Raw genomic sequence first — 16,193 nt, 5'->3', positions numbered from 1 at the left:
GCCGTGGCCGCGGCCGAACCGACGCTTCGCAAGATCCTCACCGCCCTCACCTGGGCAATCGACAGGACATCAACAGGCGGGTGACAAAGGGGTGTTGCCGGGGGCCGGTCAGGTCAGGATCCTGGACGGAGGGCTATGCGAAGTCACTGACATTGCGTGCCGCCCAGTCCGCGAAGGTACGGGCCGGCCGGCCGAGGACGCGTTCCACGTCCGGGCTCACCCGCCGCAACGCGGCCGGTGGAGCCCCCAGCATGTCGAGCGTGCTCTCGACGACCGGCTCCGGCATGAACGCCAGCATCCGCTCCCGGGCCGCCGTGCGGGTCAGTTCGACGAAGCGGACCGCCTCGCCCAGGGCGTCCCCGATCGCGGCCGTCTGCTGCCGGGGCGAGACGGGCGCCGGGCCGGTCAGCTCGTAGACCTCGCCCTGGTGCCCCGGCTCGCGCAGCGCCACGGCCGCGACCTGCGCGATGTCGTCCGGGTCGACGGTCGGCAGGGCCACGTCGCCGAAGGGAGCGGCGACCTCTCGCCGCGCGCGGATCATGTCGGCCCACTGGAGGGCGTTGGAGTGGAAGCCGCCCGGGCGCAGCATCGTCCACTCCAGGCCGGATGCTTGGACGGCGTCCTCCAGGGCCGAGGGGTGGTCCCCGGTGCCGACGCCCTGCGACGACAGCAGGACCACGCGCCGCACGTCCGAGGTTCGTACGGCATCCAGGACCGCACCGAGGTCGCCGCCGACCGCCAGGAAGTCGCCGGAGGTCAGCACGAACAGGGCCTTGGCTCCGTCGAGGGCGGGCTTCAGGCGCTCGGGCTCGGTCAGGTCGGCACGGTGAGGGCGGGCTCCGGCCGGCACATCTCCTGCGGAGATCCGGCGGGAGACCGCAGTCACCTGCTCGCCAGACTCGACGAGGGCGCGCACAAGTGGCCGCCCCACATTGCCGGTTGCTCCGGTCACCACGATCATCATCGGTCTCCGTTCCGAGTGCGGATCTCGTACGGCGACGCTACTGTTGTGGGGGTAGTAGGTACCTAGAGGAAAGTATTGGCGAACAGGGGTAGTTGTGACGGAGGACACAGGGAAGCGGGCCCCGCGCGGCGGTGATCCCGAGAGCGCCTGCCCGATCGCCCCCGTCGTCGACATCGTCTTCAGCCGCTGGACGACCCCGATCCTGTGGGCACTTCACGAGTACGGCCGTCAGCGCTTCGTCGAACTGGAGCGCCGTATCGCCACGATCACGCCGAAGGTACTGACGCAGCGGCTGCGGCAGCTGGAGCGGGACGGGCTGGTCGTGCGCACCTATCACCCCGAGGTCCCGCCGCGCGTGGAGTACGAGATCAGCGAACTGGGGCGCAGCCTGGCGCCGTTGTTCGCCGCGCTCTCGGAGTGGTCGGTCAATCTGGCCGAGGTCGAGCGGGCGCGCGCGGACTACGACGCCCGGGAGGACGCGCGGGTCGTCGGCCGCCGGTGATCAGGCCTGGTTCTTGTTCTTCGCACGGCTCTTGGCGGTCTTGCTGTCCGTGTCCTTCCTGCTGTCCTTCCTGCTGTCCTTCTGGTCCTCCTTCTCGCGCAGTTCGTCGATATAGGCCTGGGCGAGGCCCGTCGTGCGCGTGAACCAGTCGGTGAGTACGGCGATCTCGTCGGCGGAGTAGGACGCGAAAAGGTCGTTCAGGCGGCCGTAGTAGGGGCCGTAGAGGGCCTCGACGCGGGAGACGGCGGCCGGGACGGCGGCCACGCGGACGCGGCGGCGGTCGGCCGGGTCCGGGCGGCGGGTGATGAAGCCGGCGCGTTCCAGGCGGTTGAGGATGCCGGTCATCGCGCCGGTCGTGACGTGGGCGTGCTCCGCGAGGTCGCCCGCCGTGAGCAGGTTCTCGCCGGCCTTCAGGACGCAGGCGAAACAGAGCAGGTCGGTGATGTTCAGGCCCAGCCGCTGGGCCATCTCCTGCTGGCCGAGCAGGTGGGCCGCGATGAGGGAGTCCATCGCCTCCAGCGCCTGGGCGGGGGTGGCGGTGGGGCGCGGCGTGGCTGGCATTTTCCTGATTACCTTAGCTGATGAGAGATTTAGCCTCTAAACTTCTTACGAAGTGAGGGATTCTCGGGAGGTGGGCACGTGAGCCAGTATGACGAGGGGCACACGGTCGCGGGGTGGACCGGAACCGCCATCGCGACCATCGGCTCCGCCGTGCTGGGGGCGGGGATATGCATCGTCTCGGGCGCGCTGATCGGCGGCGGGCTGGTGATCCTGGCGGCGAGCGTCCTCGTCACCTGGGCCCTGCACCTGACCGGATGGGGCAAGCCTCCGGCCGTCCGGCCGCGCGGTGAGTGGCGGATGGGGGCGCGTGACCTGGCGGCGCGGGGAGGGCATGCGGACTGCTGGGGGTGCCGGCTGGCGGGGCGGGGCCGGGGTGCGGGCGCGGTGGCGTCGTCCGGTGTGGTGCCCGTGGCGGGAGAGCCGGAGCCGGCTGCCGCGGAAGCCGGTTGAGACGGCCGAGTCGGTCACTGAAGGGGCGTTGTCGGCGGCGTTGTCAGTGGCAGCCCCTAGGCTCGAAGAGCGATGGCACAGGCATGGAGATGCTCGGGGCTGCGATGGTCGGCGGCCGGCCCTGAGCTGGTGTGGGACGGAGGTCGGCGCTCCGCGCTGACCTGGGGGAAACGGGTGGCCTTCGGGGTCGCGGAAGGGGGCGTGCGGACATGCGTGGGGGCACGGGGGCATGCGTGTCCGGTGCGGGCGGTCGTGCCGGGGCGGAGTACGGGGGCGCGGTGCGAGGAGTGTGCGCGGCTGGACCGGGCGCATTCGGTGGCCGCGGACACGATCGCGGACGATCCGCGCCCGTACCACGTATATCTGGCGTGGTTCGGCCCCGGGATAACCAAGGTCGGCATCACTGCCCTTGAGCGGGGCTCGGCCCGGCTGCTGGAACAGGGGGCGGTCTGCTTCAGCTGGCTGGGCGCCGGCCCGTTGATGGCGGCCCGGCGCGCCGAGGAACTGTTGCGGGCGGCACTACGGGTGCCGGACCGGATTCCGTACGGCGCCAAGCGGGCGGTGCGGTCATCGCTGCCGCGCTCGGAAGCGGAGCGGGCGGCCGAGGTGGCGGACCTGCACGCCAGGGCGGTTGCCCTGCCCGACTGGCCGGAGTCCCTCACCCGCGAGCCCTGCCAACCGGTCGACCACGGCCGGGTGTTTGGGCTGGCGGAGCTGCCGGCCGCGGTCGGGGAGGTGACCGAGCTTGTCGCGGGCGGGGCGGTGAGCGGGCGGTTGGTGGCGGCTGCGGGGCCGGATCTCCATGTGGAGACGGGTGGCGGGGTCGTCGTGCTCGATACGCGGCTGATGAGGGGGTGGGAACTGGTGCCGACGGGTGCGGGCGGTGGGGTCAGTGGGGTCAGTGGGGACGGTGAATTGGCTGTGCCCGTGCGGGACTTCCGGGCACGGGAGGGGAGTGTGCAGGACGGGTTGTTCTGACCGGCGTCTTCAGCTGAACCCGCATCGCCCGACTGGGAGGCACGGCGGCCCTCATCGTCGCGGACGTGGTTGTGTTTCCAGGAGCGACCGGACGCAAGACGGTCCCGGACCGTGCCACCGACGCGCCGCAGGAGGAGATCGACTCGCGCTTCTACGCTGTTCCTCGTCGACGGCTTCAACGTGCTGGCCACGTCGTACGCGGGTGCCGGAGTGAGCTTCCCCGCCGAGCCGTTCAGCGGCGAGGACTTCGCCCTCTACCTGGACCCCGTACCCGGCACGTACACGTTCCTCGGCGTACGGGCGATGGCGGGCTGGATCGCGGAGCGGGCCGACGGCCGCGCCCGTGGTTCAGGCCGGACGCCGATCTCGAATCCGGATGCGTCGGGATGACCCAGCTCAGCTTGACCGAGCTCGTCTTGCTGTCGAAGCCGCTGTCCGTCAGGTCTTTTGTCGTCAGCCGAGGATGCGGCGGGCTGCCTTGAGCTGTACGTCCTTGGTCACCTTCAGCGCCCGAAATTCCTTGGGATGCTCGCGAATGACGTCGTCCTGGATACGTTTCTCCGCCGCCATCCAGATGGCCGTGAGGTCCGTCTTCTCGTTGCACCGCACATCCGCCTGGGCCGTACGGATCTCCTTGCGGGAGGGCTGGTCCGTTCCCCACCGCTCGTCGGTGGCGGCAGCCAGCGGATCCTTGTAGCGGAAGCCTGCTTCCTTCATGCAGGCGCTCCAGGAGCGGAAGACACGCTCGACCTTCGCATCGCGCTGGGAAGCCTCGAAAGTCTGCCCGCTGCGTTTGTTGAAGAGGGACACGTTGATCTTTGGTGCCCCCTTCATCATCTGATCCCGGGCCTTCTTGAGACAGCCGCCGGGGCCGGGCTTGGACTCGTCGCCGTACGCGGCCCGCCGAACCTCGGGCGAGATCTTGCGGCCCCGGGTGTCGAGTTCCTTGTTGCGCCGGACTACGGATGGTCTGTCCTGCGGGTTGTGGAAGCCGAAGACCCGGGCGGCGTCCGGCTCAACCACGCCGTAGCGGCGGCGATTGGGCGGGGCGATATCGCGCTCGGGGGGAAGCGGCGCCACTGTCCACTTCATGCCCCGCTCCCGCATGCACTCGCCGACCAGGGAGTCCTCAGCCGTGTCAATCCGTATGGCGTCCGCCGGGGAGATGTTGTACTCATCGAACGGCACGGTGATTTCCCGCGCCTCCTTGCCCGGCAGCGGAACGGTCCCGCTTTCCCAGCCGCCGCCTGCCTGCTGCGGCCCGGACGGCGAATCCGACCCCGACGTGGAACACCCCACGGCCGCGACCGCGAGCAGCAGGGCCGCACCCCAGAGCCGAACGGACACGCTGTACTCCTCGTGCTCTACTCACACCGTGCAGGGTGCAGCACTGGTGCAGGCACCACACCCCGCCTTACATCGCTACGACTCGAATCGACTTCCGCGCCCTTCATGGTGAGACGTGGGCGTTGATCACTCGGCCCGGAGGCTACCTGACAGTCCTCGTCCTGTTGTCCCAGTCGTTGTCCGTCAGGTCATCGTCCGTGGTGTGAGGCCTCGCACCGTAGCCCGCGTCGCCGGTGCAGCGCTCCCCGCTGTAGAGCCACACCCACCGGTCCGAGCCGTTTTTCATCGAACTCGCCCAGGAGCCACTCGGTTTCCAGCAGTTGTTGTCCGGATAGAAGCTCCACTGGCGGCCCTCGAAGTCATCGTGCTCATACAGAGTGAACTTGCCGGCGCGTGTGTCGCGCTGGTCGGATTCCGCCTGTGCGACGGCGCTGAAGCCGATCACGCCGGAAGCGGCCAGAGACAGCGCGCCGACGGCAACGGCAATGGTGCGCTTCATGGTTTCCCCCTCATCTTTCCTACCGATATATCCAACGACTGGTCATGTCGTCACGGTTGAAAATGTCGTGCTCTGGCGACGCAGATGCGATAGGCGAGTTGACGAGGATACACACAGTGATTGCGCGTCAACGAAACTGGCCGCGTCGCATATTCCCCTTCTTCTGCACGCCGGAGACGGATGAAAGTATATCCCTGTAAAGTCGCCCGTCCAGCCTTTTCTTTCCCAACTCGCTGGCCAGGACGCCGTCGCTCTCGCGGTTGCGGTCGGAACGCCGCACACAATCCGATATGCCCCGTCGGGAAGAGAAACCGCCTCATTTCCCGGTCCGTTCACCTTTAGGCGGAAGTATCTCGATGCTGACGGCTATCACGCAACACGGCGAAAGTGACGGAGCGTCAGCAGCGCGTGAGGTGCTGGCTGCGATCGTGTTCGTGTCGACTTCGGGCTGCACGTGGCAGCAACTTCCCACTGCTTCGTTCGGGCCGTCGGCAGCGACGGCTCACCGCCGGTTCACCGGGCCTCTTGCCTGGCCCGCGGGGGTCTGCGCCGCCGCGACAACGAGAAATTCGGCAGCTGGTACGAGGACATGGTCAGCGTTCACCGGATTCTGCTGTCCGACCCCGGCAGCCACTGGCTCAACATCCCCTTCCGGTAGACCTGCGCACGGCAGGCAGATGGGGTGGTGACAGTAAAGAGTTGGATCCCTCCGGGATCCCTTTCGGCAAGGGACCTGGACGCCGTGTGGTGCGGGAGCCGACTGTAGGTGACATGAGCGATCAATCCATTGCGCCTGTCGCCCCTGTCCCCGTTCCTGCTCACGAACCTCCGTACTACGCCGTCGTGTTCACCTCCCTGCGCACCGAGAGTGATGGCGGATACGGCGCGACCGCCCAGCGCATGGGCGAACTCGTCAAGGAGATCCCCGGCTTCCTCGGCGAGGACTCCGCCCGCACCCCCGGCGGTCTCGCGATCACGGTCGCCTACTTCAGGGACCTCGCCGGGATCGAGCAGTGGCGCGACCATGCGGAGCACCGCGCGGCCAAGGCGCAGGGGCGTGCGCACTGGTACGAGCGCTACTCGTTGCACATCGCCAAGGTCGAGCACAGCAATGGGTTCGAGCGGGGGAGCACCCCGACCGCTGGGCCCTGCGAGACGGTCTCGCCGGGTGGCGTTCAGCCGTGATGTGAGACTGAACGAAGGAAGGCCGTCCAGCTTCCCTGCGTGAGCTGGAGTATCGGTCCGTCCGCGTCCTTGGAGTCTCGGACGGCGACGGTGCCGGGGACGTTGCGGGCGACCTCGACGCACTCCTGGCCGGCGTTGCCGCCGCTGTAGGTGGACCTGACGAACTCGTATGCGGGCACGCCGACTACATCTCCTTCAGGATCCCGTCGATCAGTCTGACCGAGTTGCGCTGCGCGAGGCTCAGCCGCGTGAGGCGATCGAAGAGCCCGTTGTGGTGGTCGGCATCAGTATTGCTCTCCAACCAGAGGGTCGACGAGGCGGTATCCACGTGGACCACGTCGAGCGCGCCGGGTTCGGTGAACGACACGATGGTGAAGGCACTGGTCATGCCTGGATGGGCACCCGCGAGATACGGAAGCACCTGCAGCTTCACATTCGGTCGCCGTGCCAAATCCAGTAGGTGCTCCAACTGCGCCCGCATGACGTCCCGCCCACCGACCAGCTGACGCAGGGCCGCTTCGTGGACGACCGCCCAGAGCTCCAGGGGATTCTCGCCGTCCAGCCGTGCCTGTCGGGCCATCCGGGACTCGACGAACGGCTCGATCTCGTCCGGGTCCTCCCAGTGACCGTTGCCGACGGCGAGCGCCCGCGCATAATCCGCCGTCTGCAACAGGCCTGGGACGATGGCTAGTTGCCAGGTGCGGATGTTGGTGGCGATGTCCTCGAGTGCGACGTACTCGACCATCGCCTGCAACTGTGGGTACTGGTTCCACCAGCCGTGCGCCTTGCGCCGCTCACGGTCCGCCTTCGCGAGCGCCAGCAGCTTGCCGATCACGGCCTCGTCGCTCTGGCCGTACAGGTGACACAGTGCCCTGACGTCGGGATCGCGCATCGGCACCTGCCCGCGCTCGATCTTCGCCACCTTCGTGACGGACGCCGTCAGCGCCTCGGCGGCATGCATCTGCCGTAGACCGCACGCCTCCCGCATCTGCAGCAGCTCTCCGCCGAGCCTGCGTCCGAGCACGGTCGTGATGGTCCGTCCGCGGTCAGGGTTGTTGCCCATACAGCGATCCCCCTTAGTGAGACGCCTCAGTCTGTAGCCCCCTGCGAGCACCTCACAACTTCGGCAGAGAATTTTCTGCCGACGTTCGATTGCTGCCGCACCCTATATGTGCCTACCGTGGGTACTCAATCGCCCACCAAGCGGCACCAGTTGGCGGAAGTGCACCGTGCTGCCCACACGGCGGAGCCACCCCAACCCCCCACCAGCCCACCGGAGGATCCCGTGACCGATTCCTGCCCTCCCGGAAACCGCAAAGTCAAAGGCACGGCCAAGGCCTACGACCGCTACGACACCGTCAGCTACACCCCGTACCCCCGCAACATCCCCCTCGCCCGCAGACACGTCGCCCAACTCGCCGTCGACTGGGGCCATCCCGCCCTCGCCGATGACGTAGCCCTCCTGGCAAGCGAGTTGTGCACGAACGCCTTACTGCACGGCTGTCTTCGGGACCGTCTGTTCCGCGTCGAGACGTCCCTCAGCGGCGCCGCGCTCCGGGTGGCCGTCAGCGACCCGAGGGGTGAACGATTCCCGACCGCCCGTACCACCACCCCGGACGAACAGTTCGGCCGCGGGCTCCTCCTCGTCCGCACGTACGCCGATCGGTGGGCAGTCGAGAAGCTCACCGTGGGCAAGACCGTCTGGGCGGAACTCGACATCCCGAGGAGTCTCGATGCACCAGCAAGCTGAGGCGGCTGCGCGTCGGTGCGTACAGAGCCACCTACGAGATCGACGGCAGCAGCATCGCCATCAAGATCCTCATGGTCGGCAGTACGGCTGCCTGACCAGGGGCGTACCCCAGGAGGACCCGTTACCGCAGACCGGTGGCATCGTCGGCCAAGGACTTCCCAGGCGTTGCCTGAGAGCCTCCTGTGCGTTTCTCAGGAAAATCACAGGTTGGGGAAAGCGCGCTCTAAGAGGACGCCGACAAGGTGTCCACTATGACCACGACCTCGCCCCAGGGGCGCACCGAACTGCTGAGGCCGGACGGGAGCCCCGTCCGAGTGCTTGTGGTGGACGACGAGCTGTCGATCACCGAACTGCTGTCCATGGCCCTTCGCTATGAGGGCTGGCAGATCCGGAGCGCGGGGGATGGCACCGGTGCCATCCAGGCCGCGCGGGAGTTCCGGCCCGACGCCGTCGTCCTGGACATGATGCTGCCGGACATGGACGGGCTGGCCGTCCTCGGGCGGCTGCGGCGGGAGCTGCCGGACGTGCCGGTGCTGTTCCTGACGGCCAAGGACGCCGTGGAGGACCGTATCGCCGGGCTTACCGCGGGCGGGGACGACTACGTCACCAAGCCGTTCAGCCTGGAGGAGGTCGTCGCCCGGCTGCGCGGGCTCATCCGGCGTTCCGGTGCCGCCGACCGGCGGTCCGACTCCGTGCTGGTCGTCGGCGATCTGACGCTCGACGAGGACAGCCATGAAGTCTCGCGGGCCGGGGAGTCCATCCACCTCACCGCCACCGAGTTCGAGCTGCTGCGCTTCCTGATGCGCAATCCGCGGCGCGTGCTCAGCAAGGCCCAGATTCTCGACCGCGTGTGGTCGTACGACTTCGGCGGGCAGGCCAATGTCGTCGAGCTCTACATCTCCTACCTGCGCCGGAAGATCGACGCCGGGCGCGAGCCGATGATCCACACCCGGCGTGGGGCCGGTTACCTGATCAAGCCCGCCGCGTCATGAGCGGGCGACGACGGCCGCGTGCGCAGAAGCGGCAGCGGCGGGTGGGGCAGCCGCGCACCCTGCGGACGCGGCTCGTCGTCGCGTCCGTGGTGCTGATCGCCGTGGTGTGCGCGGTGATCGGTACGGTGACGACGCTGGCCCTGCGTTCGCATCTCTACGAGCAGCTGGGCGCCAAGCTGAGCGATGTCGCCGGGCGGGCGAGCGGGTTCGGCAAGCCTCCCGGCGGTGACCCCAAGGCCGACGACGACAAGAGCGCCCCGACCCTCGACCTCAGCGCGTTCGTCGAGCGGGGCCCGCGCTCGGAGGCGGGGACGGTCATCGCCCAGGTCCAGAACGGCACCATCACCAACGCCAAGGTCGGTGTGAAGTCGGACGACAACACCGACATCAGCGGCATGAAGGCCAAGGACCTCAGCGAGGCCGCGCGCACCGCGCTCAACACCGTCGCCCAGGACGGCGAGCAGCACACGGTCGACATCCCCGGCCTCGGTGAATACCGGGTGGAGTACCGGACCGCCTTCAACGGCAACAGCTACTACGTCGCCCTGCCCACCGACGAGGTCGACAGCACGCTCAACACCCTCGTCATCATCGAAGCCAGCGTCACCGCCGCCGCCCTGGTGGCCGCCGGTATCGCCGGCACCGTCATCGTCGGCGTGGCCACCCGCCCCCTGCGCCGCGTCGCCGCCACCGCCACCCGTGTCTCCGAACTCCCCCTGCACACCGGCGAGGTGAACCTCAGCGAACGCGTCCCCGAGTCCGAGACGGACCCGCACACCGAGGTCGGCCAGGTCGGCGCCGCGCTCAATCGCATGCTGGACCACGTCCATGCCGCCCTGCACTCCCGCCAGCAGAGCGAGATGCGGGTACGCCAGTTCGTGGCCGACGCCAGCCATGAGCTGCGCACCCCCCTCGCCTCCATCCGCGGGTACGCCGAACTGACCAGACGCGGCAGGGAAGAGGTCGGGCCGGACACCAAACACGCCCTCGGGCGTATCGAGTCCGAGGCCGGGCGCATGACCCTCCTCGTCGAGGATCTCCTCCTGCTCGCCCGGCTCGACGCCGGCCGCCCCCTCCAGTTCGAGCAGACCGACCTCGTCCCGCTCGTCGTGGACACCATCAGCGACGCCCGGGCGGCCGGCATGGACCACAACTGGCGCCTCGACCTGCCCGACGAACCGGCCCTCGTGGCGGCGGACGCGGCACGGCTGCAACAGGTCCTCGTCAACCTGCTCGGCAACGCCCGCAACCACACCCCACCCGGGACGACGGTCACCGCCCGTGTCCAACCGCGTGGCCCCTGGCTGTGCGTGGACGTCGAGGACAACGGCCCCGGCATCCCACCGGAACTGCTCCCGCACGTCTTCGAACGGTTCGCGCGCGGCGACTCCGCGCGCTCCCGTGCCACCGGCTCGACCGGCCTCGGACTGGCGATCGTGCAGGCCGTGGCCACCGCGCACGGCGGTGCCGTGACCGTCGACAGCGTGCCCGGGCGGACCGTGTTCACGGTGCATCTGCCGGCGCTCCCCGCGCCGCCGAGCCCCGAAATGAGCCGGCAACAGCACTCACAGGCACAGCACAGCGTCACCACATGGGCGGAACAGGGCGCCTGACGAAAGTCGGTCCCATGCGAACCGACTCTTCTCCCGGCACCCTGCCGGCGCGGGAGCACCTCCCGGCCGGAGACGCCGGTACGCCTGTCCTGGACGTAGTGATCCCCGTCTACAACGAGGAGAAGGACCTCCAGCCGTGTGTGCTGAGACTGCATGATCACCTCAAGCGCACCTTCCCGTACGCGTTCCGCATCACGATCGCGGACAACGCGTCGACGGACACCACCCCCCAGGTGGCGTCGCGGCTGGCGGCGGAGATCCCGGAGGTCAGGTCCTTCCGGCTGGAGCAGAAGGGCCGCGGCCGGGCACTGCGGACCGTCTGGTCCGCCTCAAACGCCCCGATCCTCGCCTACATGGACGTGGACCTGTCCACCGACCTCAACGCTCTGCTGCCCCTGGTGGCGCCGCTGATCTCCGGCCACTCGGACCTCGCGATCGGCTCCCGGCTCAGCCGCAGTTCGCGCGTGGTGCGCGGCGCCAAGCGGGAGTTCATCAGCCGCTCGTACAACCTCATCCTGCGCGGCTCGCTCCAGGCCCGCTTCTCGGACGCCCAGTGCGGCTTCAAGGCGATACGCCGGGACGTCGCCCAGGTGCTGCTGCCGCTGGTGGAGGACACCGGCTGGTTCTTCGACACCGAGATGCTGGTGCTCGCCGAGCGGGCGGGACTGCGGATCCACGAGGTCCCGGTCGACTGGGTCGACGACCCGAACTCCACGGTGCACATCGTGAAGACGGCGACCGACGACCTCAAGGGCGTGTGGCGGGTCGGCAAGGCCCTGGCCGGCGGCTCGCTGCCACTCGACCGGCTCACCCGCCCCTTCGGCGACGACCCGCGCGACCGCGAGATCAAGGACGTACCCAGGGGCCTGGCCCGCCAGCTCGTCGGCTTCTGCGTCGTCGGCGGCCTGTCCACCCTGTTCTACCTCCTCCTCTACAGCGGCTTCCGCGTCTTCACCGGCTCGCAGACCGCCAACGCGCTCGCCCTGCTGGTCTCCGCGATCGCCAACACGGCGGCCAACCGGCGCCTCACCTTCGGGGTGCGCGGCCGTAGCGGCGCCGTCCGGCACCAGGCGCAGGGCCTGGTCGTCTTCGGCATCGGCCTCGTCCTGACCAGCGGCTCGCTCGCCGCCCTGAACGCGGCCAGCAGCGACCCCGCCCACTCCACCGAACTGGCGGTCCTGATCGCCGCCAACCTCGCGGCGACCGTGCTGCGCTTCCTGCTCTTCCGGGCGTGGGTGTTCCCGGACCGACGCGACACCGACTCGATGGTGATCGCCTCCCACGATCCGTCCTCGCCGACGCACTCGACCCGGACCTTCGACCAGACCCGGGCCTTCGACCAGGCCCGGACCTTCGACCAGGCCCGGACCTTCGACCAGCAGACCTACCCGCCGCTGCCGCAGCGCCCCGTGGCGCAGCACGCCGCGGACGGCACCTGGCGGGACGCCACCGTGCAGCTGCAGCCGGTGCGCCCGCACGACACCGACCCGAGGGACTTCCGATGACCACCCACTACGAAGAGACCACTCACCCCAGAGGTACGAGTCCCACCACATGGGGCCCGCCCCCGGCGGCTCCCCCACCGGAGCCCGTCGCACCCGCCCCCGGCTCCGGTGAACCCAAGCAGCCCTTCGCACGGCGGCTGTGGCGCGGCCGACCCGAGGACCCGCGCTGGGTGCGCCCGGCCTTCCTCGGCCTCCTGCTCGCCACCTTCCTCCTCTACCTCCACAACCTGAGCGCCTCCGGTTACGCCAACTCCTTCTACTCGGCGGCCGTCCAGGCCGGCAGCCAGTCCTGGAAGGCCTTCTTCTTCGGCTCGCTGGACGCGGCGGGCGCCATCACCGTCGACAAGCCCCCGGCCGCCCTGTGGCCGATGGCCCTGTCGGTGCGGCTCTTCGGCCTCAGCTCGTGGGCGATCCTGCTCCCCGAGGTCCTCATGGGCGTCGGCACGGTCACCGTCGTCTACGCGGCCGTCCGCCGCCGGTTCAGCCCCGCGGCCGGCCTGATCGCGGGGGCGGTGCTCGCGCTCACCCCCGTCGCGGCGCTGATGTTCCGGTTCAACAACCCGGACGCGATGCTGGCCCTGCTGATGGCCGTGGCCTGCTACTTCGTCATCCGGGGCCTGGAGGACGGCCGTACGAAGTGGCTGGTGTGGGCCGGTGCGGCCATCGGCTTCGCCTTCCTCGCCAAGACCCTCCAGGCCTTCCTGATCCTGCCGGCGCTCGCCCTCGTCTACGGCGTCTGCGCCCCGGTGAGTGTCAAGAAGCGGATCGGCCAGCTGGCCGCGGGCCTGGCCGCGATCGTCGTCTCCGGCGGCTGGTGGGTCGCGATCGTCGAGCTGTGGCCCGCCTCATCCCGCCCGTACATCGGCGGCTCGCAGAACAACTCCTTCCTGGAGCTGACCTTCGGCTACAACGGCCTCGGCCGGCTCAACGGCGAGGAGACCGGCAGCGTCGGCGGCGGTGGCGGCAACGGCGGCGGCAACTGGGGCGAGACCGGCTGGGACCGGCTGTTCAGCTCCAGCATCGGCGGCCAGATCTCCTGGCTGATCCCGGCCGCACTGATCCTGCTGGTCGCGGGCCTGGTAGCCACCCGCAAGGCCCGTCGTACGTCCGTGACACGCGGAGCGTTCCTCGTCTGGGGCGGCGCGCTGGTCACGACCATGCTGGTCTTCAGCTACATGCAGGGCATCTTCCACGAGTACTACACGGTGGCCCTCGCCCCCTACATCGCCCCGCTGATCGGCATGGGCGCGGCGCTGCTCTGGGAGAGGCGGGACAAGGTCTGGGCGTCGCTCACCCTGGCCGGCGCGATGACGGCCACCGCGGCCTGGGGCTACGTCCTGTTCAACCGCTCCTCCGACTACCTGCCCTGGCTGAAGTGGCTGGTCCTGGTCGGCGGCCTCGCCGCCGCGCTCGGCCTGATCTTCGTCACCAAGCTCGGGCGTCAACTGACCATGGGCGTCGTCGGCCTGGGCCTCGTCGCCGCGCTGGCCGGCCCGACCGCGTACACCCTCACCACGGTGAACGAGGGCCACACCGGCTCGATCGTCACCGCGGGTCCGGCGGTCTCGGGCGGACGCGGTGGTCCGGGCGGCGGGGGCGGTCCCGGTGGCGGAGGCTTCCCGGGCGGCGGTATGCCGGGTCAGCAGAACGGCAACGGCAACACCCAGGGCCAGAACCCGCAGGGCGGCCAGAACCAGCAGAACGGCAACGGCTTCCCGGGTGCCAACGGCACGCTCCCCGGCGGGGGCATGCCCGGCGGTGGCCAGACCGGCGAAGGCGGCCGCACGGGCGGCGCCGGCGGCATGGGCGGTCTGCTCAACGGCGCCAGCGTCGGCGACGAGGCCAAGGAGCTGCTGGAGAAGAACGCGAGCGACTACACCTGGGCCGCCGCGGCCATCGGCGCCCAGAACGCCGCGAGCTACCAGCTCTCCACCGGTGAACCGGTCATGGCGATCGGCGGCTTCAACGGCACCGACCCGTCCCCGACGCCGGCCGAGTTCAAGAAGTACGTGGCGGAAGGCGAGATCCACTACTTCATCGCGAGCGGCAGCGGCGGTGGCATGGGCGGCAGCAGCAGCGGCACCTCCTCGCAGATCAGCTCCTGGGTCCAGGAGAACTTCGAGTCGGTGACCGTGGACGGCACCACCTTCTACGACCTGACGCAGCCCAAGAGCGACAGCTGACGGTCTCCCGAGAAGGGGCGGTGGCCCACGCCACCGCCCCTTCCCATAACCGCGTTGTACGCCGTATGGGAACTGTTCTACGGTGTACAGCATGACGACGTCCCCCCAGGAACAGTCCCAGGCCGGTGAGGGCCCGGCCGGTCAGGGCCCGGCCGCTCAGGCCCCGCCCCCGGCCCAGGGCCACCCCCAGCGCTGGCTGATCCTCGGTGTCATCTGTCTCGCCCAGCTCACCGTGCTGCTCGACAACACTGTCCTGAACGTGGCCATCCCCTCGCTCACCCGCGAGCTGGACGCGGCCACCTCCGACATCCAGTGGATGATCAACGCCTACTCGCTCGTGCAGTCCGGCCTGCTGCTCACGGCGGGCAGCGCCGCCGACCGCTACGGCCGTAAGAAGATGCTGCTGGCCGGCCTGGCCCTGTTCGGCGTGGGCTCGCTGGTCGCCGGACTGGCGGACTCCACCGGCCAGTTGATCGCCGCGCGGGCCGGCATGGGAGTCGGCGGCGCGCTGCTGCTGACCACGACCCTCGCCGTGGCGATGCAGATCTTCTCCCCGGCGGAGCAGCCCAAGGCGATCGGCATCTGGAGCGCGGTCAACGCCCTCGGCTTCGCGACCGGTCCGCTGGTCGGCGGTGTCATGCTCGACCACTTCTGGTGGGGCGCGATCTTCCTGATCAACCTGCCGGTGGTGGCGCTCGGCCTGGTGGCGGTCGTGGCCCTCGTGCCCGAGTCGAAGAACCCCCGCGGCGACCGCCCCGACCTGCTGGGGGCCCTCCTGTCCACCATCGGTATGAGCTCGCTGGTGTACGCCATCATCTCCGGGCCCGAGCACGGCTGGACGTCGGGCCGGGTACTGCTCACGGCGGCCGTGGCGGTGGCGGTGCTGGCCGCGTTCGCGTACTGGGAGAGCCGTATCCCGTACCCCATGCTCGACATGCACTTCTTCAGGGACCGGCGCTTCACGGGCGCGGTCGCGGGTGCCGTGCTGATCGTCTTCGGGATGGGCGGGGCGCTGTTCCTGCTCACGCAGCACCTGCAGTTCGTGCTCGGATACGGCCCGCTGGAGGCGGGTCTGCGCACTGCTCCGCTGGCCCTGTCCGTCGTGGTGCTGAACTTCTCGGGGCTGTCGGCGAAGTGGACGGCGAAGCTGGGGACGCCCGTGTCGATCGCGTCGGGCATGGTGCTGATGTCGCTCGGCCTGGTGTCCATCGCCACGCTCGCCTCCGGCGGTTATGCCGGGACACTGCTCGGGCTGGTGCTGATCGGGGTGGGCTGCGCGATCGCCAACCCGGCCATGGCCCACGCGATCATGAGTGCGATTCCGCCGGAGAAGGCGGGGGTGGGGGCCGGGATCAACGGCACGCTGGCCGAGTTCGGGAACGGGCTGGGGGTCGCCGTGCTGGGCGCGGTGCTCAACTCGCGGTTCGCGGCGTTGATTCCGGTGGCGGCGAGTTCGTTGCCGGCGGCCCTGTCCTCGGCGGACGGCTCCGCCGAGAAGGAGCGGATCCTGGACGCGTTCTCTTCGGGGCTGGCGACCAGTCAGTTGGTGGGGGCGGTGGCCGTGTTGCTCGGGGGGTTGGTCGCCGCTGCGTTGCTGCGGCGGGCGGAGAGGGCAGACTTCGCCTGAGACCTAGCAACCTGATCAGTCAACGGAGTCGAGGAAG

General features: G+C 69.4%; 16 protein-coding genes and 2 pseudogenes. 12 read left to right on the top strand and 6 right to left on the bottom strand.

Annotated elements, in window-relative coordinates; all coding sequences use genetic code 11:
* Window positions 1-133: 133 nt before the first annotated feature.
* Entirely contained in the window at window positions 134-961 is an 828-nt protein-coding gene (locus tag AQI70_RS06325) for an NAD(P)H-binding protein (protein ID WP_062146472.1), read from the bottom strand.
* Window positions 962-1,058: 97 nt separating this feature from the next.
* On the opposite strand from AQI70_RS06325, the gene AQI70_RS06320 reads away from it, so the two are divergent.
* Window positions 1,059-1,466: a winged helix-turn-helix transcriptional regulator gene (locus tag AQI70_RS06320; protein ID WP_062145355.1), complete on the top strand. Its 408-nt coding sequence runs from the start codon at window positions 1,059-1,061 to the stop codon at window positions 1,464-1,466.
* Here the strand turns inward: AQI70_RS06320 and AQI70_RS06315 are convergent, their stop codons facing one another.
* On the bottom strand, window positions 1,467-2,027 hold the full coding sequence (locus AQI70_RS06315) for a MarR family transcriptional regulator (protein WP_062145353.1): 561 nt from the start codon (window positions 2,025-2,027) through the stop codon (window positions 1,467-1,469).
* A gap of 78 nt (window positions 2,028-2,105) precedes the next feature.
* Between AQI70_RS06315 and AQI70_RS06310 the strand changes: the two genes are divergently transcribed.
* From AQI70_RS06310 to AQI70_RS39745, 3 genes and pseudogenes are all read left to right on the top strand, one after another.
* Window positions 2,106-2,477 carry an HGxxPAAW family protein gene (locus AQI70_RS06310; RefSeq protein WP_062145351.1) on the top strand — a complete coding sequence of 124 codons (372 nt, stop codon included), beginning with the start codon at window positions 2,106-2,108 and terminating at the stop codon, window positions 2,475-2,477.
* A 72-nt stretch (window positions 2,478-2,549) separates the two neighbouring features.
* Window positions 2,550-3,455, top strand: a complete 906-nt coding sequence (locus AQI70_RS06305) for a DUF2797 domain-containing protein (RefSeq protein ID WP_079051171.1) — start codon at window positions 2,550-2,552, stop codon at window positions 3,453-3,455.
* A 186-nt stretch (window positions 3,456-3,641) separates the two neighbouring features.
* A pseudogene (locus tag AQI70_RS39745) lies at window positions 3,642-3,845 on the top strand (hypothetical protein); the annotation flags it as partial.
* 63 nt (window positions 3,846-3,908) lie between these two features.
* Here AQI70_RS39745 and AQI70_RS06295 read toward each other — a convergent pair.
* Both AQI70_RS06295 and AQI70_RS06290 read right to left on the bottom strand, forming a co-directional pair.
* Window positions 3,909-4,802: a hypothetical protein gene (locus AQI70_RS06295; protein ID WP_062145346.1), complete on the bottom strand. Its 894-nt coding sequence runs from the start codon at window positions 4,800-4,802 to the stop codon at window positions 3,909-3,911.
* A gap of 142 nt (window positions 4,803-4,944) precedes the next feature.
* Window positions 4,945-5,301 (bottom strand): peptidase inhibitor family I36 protein, encoded by a 357-nt coding sequence (locus AQI70_RS06290; protein ID WP_062145344.1) that lies wholly within the window; start codon window positions 5,299-5,301, stop codon window positions 4,945-4,947.
* A 407-nt stretch (window positions 5,302-5,708) separates the two neighbouring features.
* On the opposite strand from AQI70_RS06290, the pseudogene AQI70_RS39525 reads away from it, so the two are divergent.
* Window positions 5,709-5,819, top strand: a pseudogene (locus AQI70_RS39525) (transposase); the annotation flags it as partial.
* Window positions 5,820-6,144: 325 nt separating this feature from the next.
* Window positions 6,145-6,486: an antibiotic biosynthesis monooxygenase family protein gene (locus AQI70_RS06285; protein WP_425264603.1), complete on the top strand. Its 342-nt coding sequence runs from the start codon at window positions 6,145-6,147 to the stop codon at window positions 6,484-6,486.
* Here the strand turns inward: AQI70_RS06285 and AQI70_RS06280 are convergent.
* Together AQI70_RS06280 and AQI70_RS06275 are read right to left on the bottom strand one after the other, a co-directional pair.
* Window positions 6,477-6,665 (bottom strand): DUF397 domain-containing protein, encoded by a 189-nt coding sequence (locus AQI70_RS06280; RefSeq protein WP_062145340.1) that lies wholly within the window; start codon window positions 6,663-6,665, stop codon window positions 6,477-6,479. The genes AQI70_RS06285 and AQI70_RS06280 overlap by 10 nt on opposite strands.
* Before the next feature lie 5 nt (window positions 6,666-6,670).
* The gene (locus tag AQI70_RS06275) at window positions 6,671-7,549 is read right to left on the bottom strand and encodes a helix-turn-helix domain-containing protein (protein WP_062145338.1); all 879 of its coding nucleotides are present in this window, start codon (window positions 7,547-7,549) and stop codon (window positions 6,671-6,673) included.
* A gap of 222 nt (window positions 7,550-7,771) precedes the next feature.
* On the opposite strand from AQI70_RS06275, the gene AQI70_RS06270 reads away from it, so the two are divergent.
* The 6 genes from AQI70_RS06270 to AQI70_RS06245 all read left to right on the top strand — a co-directional run bounded on the left by AQI70_RS06270 (window position 7,772) and on the right by AQI70_RS06245 (window position 16,156).
* Complete coding sequence (locus AQI70_RS06270) at window positions 7,772-8,236, top strand: ATP-binding protein (RefSeq protein ID WP_062145336.1); 465 nt, start codon at window positions 7,772-7,774, stop codon at window positions 8,234-8,236.
* 251 nt (window positions 8,237-8,487) lie between these two features.
* Entirely contained in the window at window positions 8,488-9,228 is a 741-nt protein-coding gene (locus AQI70_RS06265; protein ID WP_062145334.1) for a response regulator transcription factor, read from the top strand.
* Window positions 9,225-10,841 (top strand): sensor histidine kinase, encoded by a 1,617-nt coding sequence (locus tag AQI70_RS06260; protein WP_062145332.1) that lies wholly within the window; start codon window positions 9,225-9,227, stop codon window positions 10,839-10,841. Before AQI70_RS06265 ends, AQI70_RS06260 begins: the two co-directional genes overlap by 4 nt.
* A 14-nt stretch (window positions 10,842-10,855) precedes the next feature.
* Window positions 10,856-12,346: a bifunctional glycosyltransferase family 2/GtrA family protein gene (locus AQI70_RS06255; RefSeq protein WP_062145330.1), complete on the top strand. Its 1,491-nt coding sequence runs from the start codon at window positions 10,856-10,858 to the stop codon at window positions 12,344-12,346.
* Window positions 12,343-14,529, top strand: a complete 2,187-nt coding sequence (locus tag AQI70_RS06250) for an ArnT family glycosyltransferase (protein ID WP_062145328.1) — start codon at window positions 12,343-12,345, stop codon at window positions 14,527-14,529. The genes AQI70_RS06255 and AQI70_RS06250 overlap by 4 nt, the downstream gene beginning before the upstream one ends.
* A gap of 91 nt (window positions 14,530-14,620) precedes the next feature.
* Entirely contained in the window at window positions 14,621-16,156 is a 1,536-nt protein-coding gene (locus AQI70_RS06245; RefSeq protein ID WP_062146471.1) for an MFS transporter, read from the top strand.
* Window positions 16,157-16,193 lie beyond the last annotated feature (37 nt).

The sequence above is a fragment of the Streptomyces curacoi genome (genome assembly GCF_001513975.1).
In the GTDB taxonomy this organism is placed as follows: domain Bacteria; phylum Actinomycetota; class Actinomycetes; order Streptomycetales; family Streptomycetaceae; genus Streptomyces; species Streptomyces curacoi.
The sequence above is the reverse complement of the archived record's forward strand: the minus strand, read 5'-3'. Positions and strand labels throughout refer to the sequence as shown.

What these genes read in the sequence shown, in the direction of transcription:
- AQI70_RS06325 (WP_062146472.1), bottom strand. Translation starts at nt 961, where the DNA reads ATGATCGTGGTGACCGGAGCAACCGGCAATGTGGGGCGGCCACTTGTG.
- AQI70_RS06315 (WP_062145353.1), bottom strand. Translation starts at nt 2,027, where the DNA reads ATGCCAGCCACGCCGCGCCCCACCGCCACCCCCGCCCAGGCGCTGGAG.
- AQI70_RS06305 (WP_079051171.1), top strand. Translation starts at nt 2,550, where the DNA reads ATGGCACAGGCATGGAGATGCTCGGGGCTGCGATGGTCGGCGGCCGGC.
- AQI70_RS06290 (WP_062145344.1), bottom strand. Translation starts at nt 5,301, where the DNA reads ATGAAGCGCACCATTGCCGTTGCCGTCGGCGCGCTGTCTCTGGCCGCT.
- AQI70_RS06275 (WP_062145338.1), bottom strand. Translation starts at nt 7,549, where the DNA reads ATGGGCAACAACCCTGACCGCGGACGGACCATCACGACCGTGCTCGGA.
- AQI70_RS06265 (WP_062145334.1), top strand. Translation starts at nt 8,488, where the DNA reads ATGACCACGACCTCGCCCCAGGGGCGCACCGAACTGCTGAGGCCGGAC.
- AQI70_RS06260 (WP_062145332.1), top strand. Translation starts at nt 9,225, where the DNA reads ATGAGCGGGCGACGACGGCCGCGTGCGCAGAAGCGGCAGCGGCGGGTG.
- AQI70_RS06255 (WP_062145330.1), top strand. Translation starts at nt 10,856, where the DNA reads ATGCGAACCGACTCTTCTCCCGGCACCCTGCCGGCGCGGGAGCACCTC.
- AQI70_RS06250 (WP_062145328.1), top strand. Translation starts at nt 12,343, where the DNA reads ATGACCACCCACTACGAAGAGACCACTCACCCCAGAGGTACGAGTCCC.
- AQI70_RS06245 (WP_062146471.1), top strand. Translation starts at nt 14,621, where the DNA reads ATGACGACGTCCCCCCAGGAACAGTCCCAGGCCGGTGAGGGCCCGGCC.